Source organism: Pseudomonas sp. IT-232MI5, from assembly GCF_949767845.1.
Classification (GTDB): Bacteria; Pseudomonadota; Gammaproteobacteria; order Pseudomonadales; family Pseudomonadaceae; genus Aquipseudomonas.
In genome coordinates this window covers 175,687-188,256 of sequence record NZ_CATKQE010000033.1, presented here as the reverse complement: position 1 = coordinate 188,256, position 12,570 = coordinate 175,687, and the positions used below count along the sequence as shown (strand labels likewise).

Annotated in this window: 10 protein-coding genes; 4 read left to right on the top strand and 6 right to left on the bottom strand. The window is 57.2% G+C overall.

What is annotated here, in order from left to right; translation table 11 throughout:
* Positions 1–4: 4 nt before the first annotated feature.
* Positions 5–922, top strand: coding sequence for a LysR family transcriptional regulator (locus ACM6JQ_RS16855; RefSeq protein WP_102899779.1), 918 nt, complete (start codon positions 5–7; stop codon positions 920–922).
* 10 nt (positions 923–932) lie between these two features.
* Here ACM6JQ_RS16855 and ACM6JQ_RS16850 read toward each other — a convergent pair whose 3' ends face one another.
* The 4 genes from ACM6JQ_RS16850 to xylA all read right to left on the bottom strand — a co-directional run bounded on the left by ACM6JQ_RS16850 (position 933) and on the right by xylA (position 6,246).
* On the bottom strand, positions 933–2,069 hold the full coding sequence (locus ACM6JQ_RS16850; protein ID WP_414894263.1) for a sugar ABC transporter permease: 1,137 nt from the start codon (positions 2,067–2,069) through the stop codon (positions 933–935).
* Positions 2,070–3,626 carry a D-xylose ABC transporter ATP-binding protein gene (xylG, locus tag ACM6JQ_RS16845; RefSeq protein ID WP_414894262.1) on the bottom strand — a complete coding sequence of 519 codons (1,557 nt, stop codon included), beginning with the start codon at positions 3,624–3,626 and terminating at the stop codon, positions 2,070–2,072.
* Between the two features lie 152 nt (positions 3,627–3,778).
* Positions 3,779–4,780 (bottom strand): D-xylose ABC transporter substrate-binding protein, encoded by a 1,002-nt coding sequence (xylF, locus tag ACM6JQ_RS16840; protein WP_038361368.1) that lies wholly within the window; start codon positions 4,778–4,780, stop codon positions 3,779–3,781.
* A 149-nt stretch (positions 4,781–4,929) separates the two neighbouring features.
* Entirely contained in the window at positions 4,930–6,246 is a 1,317-nt protein-coding gene (gene xylA, locus ACM6JQ_RS16835) for a xylose isomerase (RefSeq protein ID WP_007913192.1), read from the bottom strand.
* 176 nt (positions 6,247–6,422) lie between these two features.
* On the opposite strand from xylA, the gene ACM6JQ_RS16830 reads away from it, so the two are divergent.
* Positions 6,423–7,604 carry a XylR family transcriptional regulator gene (locus tag ACM6JQ_RS16830; RefSeq protein WP_414894261.1) on the top strand — a complete coding sequence of 394 codons (1,182 nt, stop codon included), beginning with the start codon at positions 6,423–6,425 and terminating at the stop codon, positions 7,602–7,604.
* 57 nt (positions 7,605–7,661) lie between these two features.
* Positions 7,662–8,318, top strand: coding sequence for a dTMP kinase (locus ACM6JQ_RS16825; protein ID WP_007913190.1), 657 nt, complete (start codon positions 7,662–7,664; stop codon positions 8,316–8,318).
* A 129-nt stretch (positions 8,319–8,447) separates the two neighbouring features.
* Here ACM6JQ_RS16825 and ACM6JQ_RS16820 read toward each other — a convergent pair whose 3' ends face one another.
* Positions 8,448–9,947, bottom strand: coding sequence for an amino acid racemase (locus ACM6JQ_RS16820; protein ID WP_102899784.1), 1,500 nt, complete (start codon positions 9,945–9,947; stop codon positions 8,448–8,450).
* A gap of 10 nt (positions 9,948–9,957) precedes the next feature.
* The gene (locus ACM6JQ_RS16815) at positions 9,958–11,244 is read right to left on the bottom strand and encodes a dicarboxylate/amino acid:cation symporter (protein WP_110718693.1); all 1,287 of its coding nucleotides are present in this window, start codon (positions 11,242–11,244) and stop codon (positions 9,958–9,960) included.
* Between the two features lie 229 nt (positions 11,245–11,473).
* Between ACM6JQ_RS16815 and ACM6JQ_RS16810 the strand changes: the two genes are divergently transcribed.
* Entirely contained in the window at positions 11,474–12,403 is a 930-nt protein-coding gene (locus ACM6JQ_RS16810) for a LysR substrate-binding domain-containing protein (RefSeq protein WP_102899785.1), read from the top strand.
* The last annotated feature ends 167 nt before the right edge of the window (positions 12,404–12,570 follow it).

Sequence of the window (12,570 nt, the reverse complement as noted above, 5' to 3'; positions counted from 1 at the left end):
GCTTATGGACAAGTTGCTGGCACTGAAGATGTTTGTGGAAACCGTGCGCTGCGGGGGCTATTCCTCGGCAGCGCGCAAACTCGGGATATCCACGTCGTCAGTGACACGGCAAGTGGCCGGGCTGGAGCACGAGTTGGGCGCGAGCCTGCTCAATCGCACCACGCGCAACACCAGCGTGACCGTTGCCGGCCAGACTTATTTCGAAAAAGCCGTGGCGATTCTCGACGCGATCGACGAAGCCGATGCTGTCGTCGCCGATCGTGGCGCCGAAGCGCAAGGCCGTCTGCGCATCAGCGTGCCGGTGGAGTTCGGCCGACGCCTGATCGCGCCGCACCTGAGCCGTTTGCTTGAACGGCATCCGGGCCTGGAGATCAGTCTGTCGCTGAGCGATCAGGTCAGCGACCTGCTCAGCGAGCAGATCGACGTTTCGGTACGGCTGGGATCGTCGGTGGTCAGTGACGATATCGTCAGCAAACGCGTGGGGCAGTTTGAACGCTGGGTGGTGGCCAGTCCGGCGTATCTGGCGCGTAGCGCGGCGCTTGGTCATCCACGGGATTTGCTGGAGCATCAGTGCCTGCGTTTCGATTACGGCGGCACCCACCAGCACTGGACCTTTCAGAATGAAGACGCGCCCATTCAGCTCAATGTCCATGGGCGCCTGCAAAGCAACAACGCCGACATCCTGCGCGAAGCTGCCATCGGTGGCGGCGGGGTGACGCTGCTGGCTGACTGGCTGGTGCGCGACGACGTGGCAGCCGGCCGGTTGACCCGCTTGCTTGAGCATTACGAGGTCAATCCCGGCAGTGCCAGCACCTGCATCAACGCGTTGTATTTACCCAATCACCGTGGCTCCAGCCGGATCAATGTGTTTATCGATTTCCTCATGGAAATTCTCAGCCCGTCGCCGGCACCCGCAGCGTGACCCCTACGGCTCAACGGCGCCCGGTCCGCGTACTCACATCCACCCAAACCGCCAACACCAGAATGCTGCCCTTGACGATCATCTGCCAGTAGCTGTCGACATCGAGCATCGACATGCCGTTGTCCAGACTGGTGATGACCAGCGCGCCGAGGAGGGCGCCGTACACCGTGCCGGAGCCGCCGCGCATGGAAGTACCGCCGATAAAGCACGCGGCGATGGCGTCGAGTTCGCCCATGCTGCCGGCCGAAGGCGAACCGGCGGCCAGGCGCGCGGTGTTGACCACGCCGGCGAGGGCGCACATCACGCCCATGACCCCGAAAATCCAGAGCTTCACCGCCTGCACATTGATCCCGGACAGGCGCGTCGCTTCCATATTGCTGCCCACGGCATAGACGCGGCGGCCGAACACGGTCTGACTGGTCACGTAGCTGAACACGCCCAGCAGAATCAGCAACAGCAGGACCGGCACGGGGATGCCGTCATAGCTGTTCAGCGTCTGCACGAAACCGGCGAGCACGGCGCCGATCACCAACACGCGGATGACGTCGCGCACTAACGAATGCGCCGCGAGGCCGTGAAGAGCGCGATTACGCCGTTGTTTCCAGGTGAGGAACACGGTCAGGGCGAACAACAGAATGCCCAGGCCAGTGCCGATCGCGTGGGGCAGATAACCCTGGCCAATGTAAACCAGCTCCGGCGATACCGGCGCGATGGTCGTGCCGCCGGTAATCCCCAGCAGAATCCCGCGAAAAGCCAGCATGCCGCCCAGACCGACGATGAACGAGGGGATGCGCAGGTAAGCCGTCATGTAGCCGTTGGCGAGGCCAATCATCAGGCCACACAGGGCGACCAGACTCAGGTTCGCCAACAGCGGAATGTGGTAGACCACATCGAGAATCGCCGCGAGCCCCCCGAGCAGACCGAGCAACGAGCCGACCGACAAATCGATCTCGCCGCTGATAATCACCAGCACCATGCCGCAGGCAAGAATGCCGGTAATCGACATCTGCCGCAGCAGATTGGACAGGTTGCGCGGGGTCAGAAAACCGCCCTCGGTCTGCCAGCTGAAGAACAGCCAGATCAGCACCACGGCAAACACCAGCGCGAGCATTTTGTAGCGAGTGAACAGTTGTTTGACCTGATTCATTTACGCGGATTTCCGATCATTATTGTTATGGCTGCCAGACTGGCTAAGGGCGGCGGCGAGCACTTGTTCCTGCGTCAATTCATGGTTGACGAAGTCGCCGCGTAACTGACCTTCGCCGATCACCAGCACGCGGTCGGAAACGCCGAGCACTTCGGCCAGTTCCGACGAGACCATGATGATCGACACGCCGGCGGCGGCCAGCGCGCCCATCAACTTGTAGATTTCGTATTTGGCGCCGACGTCCACGCCTCGGGTCGGCTCGTCGAGAATCAACACCCGGGGTTTGGCCAGCAGCATCTTCGCCAGCACGGCTTTTTGTTGATTGCCACCCGACAGGCTGGTGATCGGCAGGAACGGGCTGGCGGTTTTGAGATGCAGGCGCGAGATTTCCCGATCGATGCTGCCCAGTTCGGCTTCGGCATCGATGCGGGTCAGTTTCGAGTAGTTGTCCAGCACGGCGAGGGTGATGTTCTGGCCGACGCCCAGATCCGGAATGATGCCCTGGCGCTTGCGGTCTTCCGGCACCAGGCACAGGCCGGCGCGGATAGACTTGAGCGGCGTGCGCGTGTCGATGGCTTGCCCGTCGAGCCATACTTCGCCCTCATAGCGGCCGGGGTAAGCGCCGAACAGCGCGGTCACCAGTTCGGTCCGGCCGGCACCGACCAGCCCAGCGATGCCGAGGATCTCGCCGCGTTTGAGGACGAAGGAAATATCGTCGACCCGTTTGCGCTTGGGATTGTCGACGTCGTAGCAGGTGATGTGCCGGGCCTCGAAAATCACTTCGCCGATGTCGTGCGGCTCACTGGGGTAGAGGTTGCTCATTTCGCGGCCGACCATCTGCGTGATGATCTGCGCAATGTCCATGTCGGCCATGGCGGTGGTAGCGATGTGTTTGCCGTCGCGGATCACCGAAATGGTGTCGCACACAGCGGCCACTTCATCGAGCTTGTGCGAGATGTAGACGCAGGCAACGCCTTTGGCTTTGAGGTCGCGGATGATGTCCAGCAACACCTCGATTTCCGAACGGCTCAAGGCTGATGAAGGCTCGTCGAGGATCAGCAGTCGGGCCTTTTTATTGAGGGCCTTGGCGATTTCCACCAGTTGCTGATAGCCGCCGCCGTACTGCGACACCGGCAGCGCTACGTTCATGTCGGGGACTTTCAATTCGCGCATCAGCGCTTCGGCGCGGTGGATCATCGCCGGGTAATTCATGCGTCCGCCGGGCAGCGTCAGTTCATGGCCCATGAAAATGTTTTCGGCCACCGACAGGTCGGGCACCAGCGTCAGCTCCTGGTGAATGATGACGATACCGGCGGCTTCCGTTTCACTGATCGATTGCGCCCTGAGCGGTTGCCCGTCCCAGAGGATTTCACCGTCCCAGGTGCCGTGAGGGTAGACCGCCGAAAGGATTTTCATCAGCGTGGATTTGCCGGCGCCATTCTCGCCGCACAGGCCAACGCACTCGCCGGGCCTGACCTTGATGTCGATGCCGTTGAGGGCTTTGACACCGCCGAAGGTTTTGACGATGCCGTTCATTTGCAGCAGATAGTCGGACATGGACAGGGCTCGTATATCAAAGACTCACACACCACGAAACCTGTGGGAGTGAGCTTGCTCGCGAAAGCGTCGGTTCAGACAATGCTTCGTTGACTGACACAACGCCTTCGCGAGCAGGCTCGCTCCCACAAGGGTTTTCGCATTACCGGAGATCACTTCCCGGCGATTTGCGCCTTGGTGTAGAAGCCGTCCTGTTCGAGCAGGTCGATGTTGTCCTTGGTCAGCGGGGTTGGCGTGAGCAGGATGGTGTCGACCTTTTTGCTGCCGTTGTCGTACTGCGAACTGAAGGCGGGTTTTTCGTTGCGTGCCAGTTGTACCGAGAGCTTCGCCGCTTCGGTGGCGATGAGTTTCAGTGGCTTGTACACGGTCATGGTTTGCGTGCCGGCGATCACACGTTTGACTGCGGCAAGGTCAGCATCCTGTCCGGAAATCGGCACCTTGCCGGCCAGTTGCTGCGCCGCCAGTGCCTGAATGGCTCCGCCGGCCGTGGCGTCGTTGGAAGCGACGATGCCGTCGATTTTGTTGTCGTTACGGGTCAGGGCGTTTTCAACAATGCTCAGCGCTTCGGTCGGGTTCCATTCCTTCACCCACTGTTGGCCGACGATCTTGATATCGCCCTTGTCGATGGCCGGTTGCAGCACTTTCATCTGGCCTTCGCGGAGGATTTTGGCGTTGTTGTCGGTGGGCGCACCACCGAGCAAAAAGTAATTACCCTTGGGCGCCGCTTTCAGCACACCGCTGGCTTGCATTTCGCCGACTTTTTCGTTATCGAAGGAAATGTAGGCGTCGACATCGGCGTTGAGGATCAGCCGATCGTAGGAGACGACTTTGATCCCGGCTTTCTTCGCTTCGGCCACCGCGTTGGTCAGCACCGTGGCGTTGAACGGGACGATGACGATGACATCGACGCCCCGGGAGATGAGGTTTTCGATCTGGGAAATCTGCTTCTGTTCGTTGGCATCGGCCGACTGCACGAAGACCTTGGCATCCATTTTTTCCGCTGCCGCGACGAAGTAATCACGGTCACGCGACCAGCGTTCCAGGCGCAGGTCATCAATGGAGAAACCGATTTTCGGGTGGGCAGCATCAGCCATCACCGGCAGTGACAGCAGCGCCAGGGCAGTGGCCAATAGCGTGCGTTTTACGTTCTTCATAGTGGGGCGTCCTTTTATTTTTGTTGGAAAGACACGGCCTGACGATGAGTATCGGGCTGGTAAAACTGTAGAGAATCCGCCGGCGCCGCAGGCACAGATTTGTCGTAGAAATGTCACCGCGTCGATGCGCCCGCAGACTCCCTGTGTGATCAGCGATAGATAAAGCGGTTGACGACGTTTTCGAGCATTTCCTGGCGGCCGCTGACCGCTTGCGGGTTCAACTCGTTGGTGAACGCGTGCTCGGCCAACGACTCAAGGTTGAAGTCACCCGCCATCACCGCCTGCCCGAACGGCTGCTGCCAACCGGCGTAGCGTTGATCCTTGAGCCGTTGCAGTTCGTCGTTCTGCACCATGGCCGCTGCGCGCTCCAGGGACAGGGCGAGAACGTCCATAGCACCGACGTGGCCATGGAACAGATCAATCTGATCAAGGCTTTGCCGGCGAACCTTGGAGTCGAAGTTGAAACCGCCATTCTTGAAGCCGCCAGCCTTGAGGATTTCATAGGTGGCCAAGGTCATTTCTTCGACGCTGTTAGGGAATTGATCGGTGTCCCAGCCGTTTTGCGGATCGCCACGGTTGGCGTCGATGCTGCCGAAAATCCCCAGCGAGACCGCCGTCGCAATCTCGTGATGAAAGCTATGACCGGCCAGTGTCGCGTGGTTGGCCTCGATGTTGACCTTGATTTCGTGCTCCAGCCCGAACTGCTGGAGAAAGCCGAACACGGTGGCGCTGTCGTAATCGTATTGATGCTTGGTCGGCTCCTGCGGCTTGGGTTCGATCAGCAGATCACCGGTGAAGCCGATCTTGTGTTTGTGCTCGACCACCATGCGCATAAAGCGGCCCAGCTGTTCGCGCTCACGTTTCAAGTCCGTGTTGAGCAGGGTTTCGTAGCCTTCGCGACCGCCCCACAACACGTAGTTGGCGCCTTTCAGGCGATGGGTCGCGTTCATGGCGCTGAACACCTGGGCAGCGGCGCAGGCGAACACTTCGGGATCGGGGTTGCTCGCGGCGCCGGCAGCGAAACGCGGGTTGCTGAAGCAATTGGCGGTGCCCCACAGCAGCTTGATACCGCTGGCTTCCTGGTGTTGCTCGAGGTGGTCAACCATCTGCGCGAAGTGGTTGCGGTACTCCTTCAGAGAGCTGCCTTCCGGAGCGACATCGGTGTCATGGAAGCAGTAATAGTCGATACCCAGTTTGGAGAAAAACTCGAAGGCGGCGGCTGCTTTGCCGATGGCCAGTTCCATCGGGTCGCCGGCATGTTGCCAAGGGCGCTTGAACGTCCCCGCACCGAACACATCGGAACCCGGCCAGACGAACGTGTGCCAGTAACAGGCGGCCATGCGCAGGTGTTCGCGCATGGGTTTGCCGAGGATGAGTTTGTCGGCGTCGTAGTGACGAAAGGAGAGGGGAGAATCGCTGTCTGGGCCTTCGTAGCGAATCGCATCGACATCGGGGAAATACTGCATGGACCTTGTCCTTGTTGTTCTTGGCGGTGTCTCGATACTAGCAACGGCCCTGTACCCGCTGATTATGAAAAACATCAACACGGGGTGCGATTTTGCGTATTGAGCTTCTTCGGCCACGCGCCTAGTCTGTGCAAACCGTCTCCTTGAGAAGGGGGCCTCGAACAAGCCTGAAAACAATGAAAACCGTACCGCCTGTTCACCGCATCGCCCTGTTGTTCAACGGCAGCAAGATCTACGACCGTGGCATCATCAGCGGCATCGGCAACTACCTGAGCAGCACCCGCGCCTCCTGGGACCTGTTTCTCGAAGAGGACTTTCTCTGTCGTTTGAAAGGCATCGAGCGCTGGCAGGGCGACGGGATCATCGCCGACTTCGACGATCCGCTGATTGGCGAGGCACTGGCCGATATCCAGATGCCGGTGGTAGCGGTAGGGGGCTCGTACGAGGATAAACGCGCCTATCCGAAAGCGATTCCCTACGTCGCCACCGATAACAACGCACTGATAACGCTGGCCTACACGCACTTGATCGAGGCAGGACTGCAGCGCTTTGCCTGCTTCAGCCTGCCGGAAGCGCAAGCCAATCGTTGGGCACAGGAGCGGGAAAAAGCCTTTCGCAAACTGATGAAACGCGACGGCCTGCACGGCGAAATCTATCGCGGCATGGGCACCAGCGCGCCGCTCTGGGACAGCGCCGTCGAACAACTGATCGCCTGGCTGCAAAGCCTGCCCAAACCCATCGGCATCATCGCCGTCAGCGACGCCCGCGCGCGCCAGTTACTGCAAGCCTGCCTGACCGCCGGGATTGCCGTGCCGGAGCAGGTGGCTTTGATCGGCATCGACAATGATCCGCTGACCCGCAGCCTGACCCGAGTCCCGCTGAGTTCAGTCATTCAGGGCACGGAAACCATGGGCCGAACCGCCGCGCAATTACTCCACCAGATGCTGCACGGCATGCCGTCGACCGGCACGCAGATCCTGATCCCGCCGGATGCTGTGAACGTGCAGGTGTCGAGTTTGCACCAGCCATTGGGCAATCCGTACGTCATGCAGGCGCTGTTGTTCATTCGCCAATATGCCTGCCAAGGAATTAAAACAGCGCAGGTGGCGGCTTATGTTGGTGTTTCGCGTTCGTCACTTGAAGCGCATTTTCGCAGCGAGCGTGGTTGTAGCGTGCATGACGAGATTTTGCGTTTTAAATTGGCGGCGGCGACTAGCGGCCTTAAAGATGCAGATTCAGTGATTGCCGACGTTGCGCGCAGTTGTGGGTTTAAATCTGCGCAGTATCTGCACACGGTGTTTCGGCGGGAGTTTGGCTGCACGCCGCGGGAGTATCAGCAAGGGGCAGGGATGCGCTGATGGAATACCGGAAATGAGGTTAGAGTGGGCATCAATGTCTTGATTGTTGCGTGAACAATGAATCGTCCGCTGTTCGTTTCTCTGGATGGGCCCAAAGGCACCGGCAAAACCACACTATTGGAGGCCGTTACGCAAGTACTGAGGGCGGGCAACCAGAAAGTCATCCGGCTTTGCGAGAGAAAAAGCGATCCGTTCAGGGGTGAAACCATGGCCTTGGTTAACACTCTGGCGAGAAATCCTTGCCGGGATCTGGAGTGGGCTGTGTGTCAGCGCCTTGCGGATAGCCGTCGCTGGATCTCCCAGAACGTTCTGACGAAGCAGCCGCTGGACAGCATCATCTTGATCGATCGCTGGTATCCCTCGGATGCGGCGTTTCGCCAAACCATCCCGTTTGCCGAGATTCTTCAATTGAATATGGAGCGAGATGTGCGGGTGCCAGATCTGCATGTCGGCGTCGTCACCGATCCGGATATTTCATGGGCCAGAGCTGCTAACCGATCACGAGGACTGGGCGGCACTGTGATCCAGAAGCACGCAGAGCATGTGGCGTGTACGGAAATGTTCGAGCAAGCGGTCAAGGATCACGGTTGGATGTTGTGCCGTAATGAAGGAACGGTTGAGGAGGCGACGATGCTGGTGGTTTCTCGGGTCTATGAGGTGCTTGGGTTGAACGTCGAAGTGGATGCCAGTCTTGGCGCTCAGGGTATCGCGTAGACCTTGAAGTTCAGTGGACACGGCCTGCCACTTCGGTGCTCTCGGCGGTACAAGGTCACCTTTCGGTAAGGCCCGAAAAGGGCCTTTTTGCTAGATGAGGAATTGGAATTGAGAGCAGGTTTTCCAGCTCTAAAGGCCATTTGGCTGACTTGGCTTTGCTGTATTTTCTTGGGCTAGCTCGATGCACTTCAATGCCAAAATGGTTGTCGGGTCGACCAATGCAACCTCATGATTTCTGATCATGTAGGATTCGCTATGCTGGAGCACCAATGGAAGCTCTGTGCACCCCAGGATGAGTACATCTGCACCCAGTTCACATAGATGCTCTGCGGCGGTGAGTAACTGATCCCTACAAATGCCCTCCGTAAACCCCGCCTTGATTCCGTGATCTCCGTAGATCGAATCCATCACCAGCGTTTGGTAGTTCGCGCCAGGGATGATGATTTGAAGTCCAGCCCGTCGCGCTGCTTCGTGATACACCTGACTTTTTATCGTGCCGGAAGTAGCAAGCAGGCCAACGGTTTTGCCTGCGCCATATCTGTGCACGATTGCCTCTACTGTCTCAGTCAACATATTCACGATAGGCACACGAAGATGTGCCTGGATGCGCTCAACAAATGCATGAGCGGTATTACAAGGAATGGCTATGGCATTGGCGCCAGCGCTTTCCAGCCGCTTGCATGTTGCGTACATCGCCATCGTTGGATCAGTTTCGTCATTCAGCAGGTTGGCCGTGCGATCAGGGATCTGGGGGTTTTGTTCTACCACCATTTTGATGTGCTCCTGGTCGCGGCCTGCGGGTGTGTGTGCCACGACCTTACCCATGAAGTCGACCGTTGCCGCCGGCCCAACTCCGCCTACTATCCCAAGTTTAAATGGCGGGCGGGTTGACTGGCCTTTTTCCAAGGTGGCAAAAGTCGCATAAATCTCGTTGATATCCAGGACAGTCAGGCCACGTCTTTGAAGATCACCGCAGACCAATGAGAGCTCAGTCATGCCGGGCAGAATTATCGTGGCACCCTGATCCTGAAGTGAGAGGCATGCCTGATACACGCACTCCACTGGCACACCATCAAGGTGTCCATCTTTGATGCCGTTGACACCATACATGGCGTCCATTAACCCAGACTGCTCGGTGTCACGGGGATAGACCAGCTTGAAGTCGGTGCCAAAATAGCGCTCGAACAACCCGGAGTGCCTGACATAGTCCGAAGCGACGATGCCCAACGTGGTACCAGGCTCCGCGACATGATCGATGTGCTTGCGCAATGCCGTCATCATGTCCAAGACAGGTATTCCTATCTCTTCCTGGATCTCCTCACGAAACGTGTGACTGGCGAAACAAGGCAGTAATACTGCGTTTACTTCGCTGGCCTCGAATGTCTGGCAAACCTGGAACACGTAGAACTTTCTGGAGCTCATGTTGGCGCCCTGATCAAGGGGCATAAGGACGTCCTTGAAGGGGTGTTGCTCAAACAGGAAGTGGTAGCGGCCTTGATCTTCCAAAACCGCTCTGGACTTCACCAACTTGTAGAAAAGATCGCCGCCGGCCAGTGATCCAAGTCCGCCGACGATACCTAATTTGCGAGCAAACGATGACTTGCTGGACGGCTTCGATTTACCTTTCATCTCTATGCTCTCAAGCGCTGGCTACAGTTTGGGTAGGGATTGCAGATGCGTTTTCGGGCTCGTCTTCAGCCTCTTCATGTGCCTCTGATTTGGCAACCACTGCAGTTGCAATGCTATTGCCAACCACGTTGGTGGCAGTTCTGGCCATGTCGAGGAATTGATCAATGCCGAGGATCAGCAAAATGCCTGCTTCGGGAAGGTTGAACATGGGTAACGTCGCCGCCACCACAACCACCGATGCTCGCGCTACACCTGCCATCCCCTTGCTGGTGATCATCAGCGTCAGAAGGATTAGCAGTTGCTGTGTGAAGCTCAGGTCGACGTTGTAGGCTTGGGCAATGAACATGATGGCGAATGCTTGATACATCATTGAACCATCAAGGTTGAATGAGTAGCCCAGCGGTAGAACGAAGCTGGAAACGCGTTTTGGCGCACCAAATTTCTCTAGTGCCTCCATGGTTTTGGGATATGCAGACTCGCTACTGGCAGTAGAAAACGCTAACAGAACAGGTTCGCGAATCAGCTTACCCAATGTAAATACCGAGCGGCCCAAGAACAGGTAGCCAGCACCGAACAACACACACCACAGAATCACAATGCCCAGGTAGAACTCGGCAATTAGCTTGCCGTAATCAACAATCAATCCGAGGCCTTGAGTGGTGATAGCTGATGCGATGGCTGCAAATACACCGATGGGCGCGAAGGCCATGACAAAGTCCGTGACCTTGAACATCACCTTGGCCAGTTCTTCGATGCCATCGACTATCGTTGTGTAACCTGCTCGCTTCACACCCGCCAAGGCAAAACCGAAGAACAACGAGAAGACCACGATTTGCAGGATTTCGTTGTTGGCCATTGCTTCAGCGATGCTGCGTGGAAACACGTGGCTGATGAAAACCTTGAGGCTGAAATCCCCGGTGTTTACAACGGGACTCGCCGCGTGCTGGACGACCCCCATGTTCAGTCCTGCGCCAGGCTGAAACAGGTTCACCAGGCCCATGCCGATTGCCAGCGAGATCACCGAAGCGGTGACGAACCAGACCATGGCTCTTAGGCCAATGCGGCCAACGGAGCGAGAGTTTCCCATGCTGGCAATTCCGCCGACCAAGGTGGCGAATACCAGAGGAGCGATGATCATCTTGATCATGCGTAAAAAGATGTCAGTGACCATCGAGAAGTAAGACGCTATCTCTTTGGCGTTTTGTTCGCTCCCTGCGAAGTGATGGCACGCCCAACCGACAAGCACGCCTAAGGCGATGCCAATTGCGATCCGACGCGGAAGTTTATTTTTCTTCACGGAGCTATCCTCAAGTGGTTTTTTTGCTTTTTTTACTTGGCAGGAGACAAGTCTCATTCGGTCGAAGCTCTTCGGCCTCGCTTCTACGATTTCGATTCTATGGTCGGGTTTGCAGGGGCATGATGAGTAATCCCGATAGGCTCATGCGTTTTTGGAATAGTTTTCGAAATCGCTGCTTTGCGCTGACTCCGGGGCCGTAAACTGCTCACTCGGGACATGAGGTGTGGTTATGCAAATCAAATGGCTGGATGATCTTTTAGCGGTCGCGGAGTGGAAGAATTTCTCTCGGGCTGCCGAGGTTCGCTGTGTGACCCAGTCGGCGTTGTCGAGGCGCATAAAGTCGCTTGAAGAGTGGGTGGGCGCAGAGTTGGTGGATCGTGGTACCTATCCTGTCCAACTGACTCCAGCTGGTCGCACATTTTGTGAGGAAAGCCGCGAAGCATTGGCGGGACTAATGAGGTTGCGTTCGAGTCTGCGGGAGGTAGAGCGGATGCCAGGGCGCTCCATTCAGGTGACCGCCGGGCACAGCTTGTCGATGACATTTTTACCGAAGTGGCTAACTCAGTTTCAGCAGCACAATGAACAGTTTAATGCGCGAGTCGTCGCCGCGAACATTCATGACGCGGTCATCGCGTTGGAGGAAGGGGGGTGCGATCTGATGATCGTCTATCACCACCCTTTGGCGCCCATACTTCTAGATCCAGCAAAGTTCGGCAGCCTGACGTTGGGACATGACGCCTTCATTCCATTGTGCGCACCAGACAAGAAAGGGCATCCGCTGTATCGCTTGCCTGGCACGTCAACCAAACCTGTTCCACACCTGGCCTACACGGCCACCACTTTCTTAGGACGCGTTGCAGACATCGTCATCAAAAATGGGCCATCTGTGAGCGTGTTGGAGCGCTGCTATGAAGCAGACATGGCGATGCTTTTGATGCGAATGGCGATAGAGGGATACGGCGTTGCATGGTTGCCACAGAGCGCTGTAATTGACGAGCTTCAGCGAGGTCAGTTGGTGAAAGCGGGTGGTGATGAATGGAGTACACGACTGGAGATACGTTCCTACTGCTCCATAACTAATGAGAATCCTACGATGCGCAGCTTATGGAAAACACTCGAAGGCGCCTCCCGCGATCTTCATGGAAAAGCAGCCAGTTGATCGAAGCTCCAAGGTTCGAATCACGTGAAATCGTACCCTCAAGCAATGGTAATGACATCTGCGCATCGAACCATTCTGAAACGTCATCACCCTCAATTTTCTGCGTGATAGTCTCGTCGCACTTTTGAATTGGCACTGATCGTTCCCACGATGAAGGCCATAGTGAG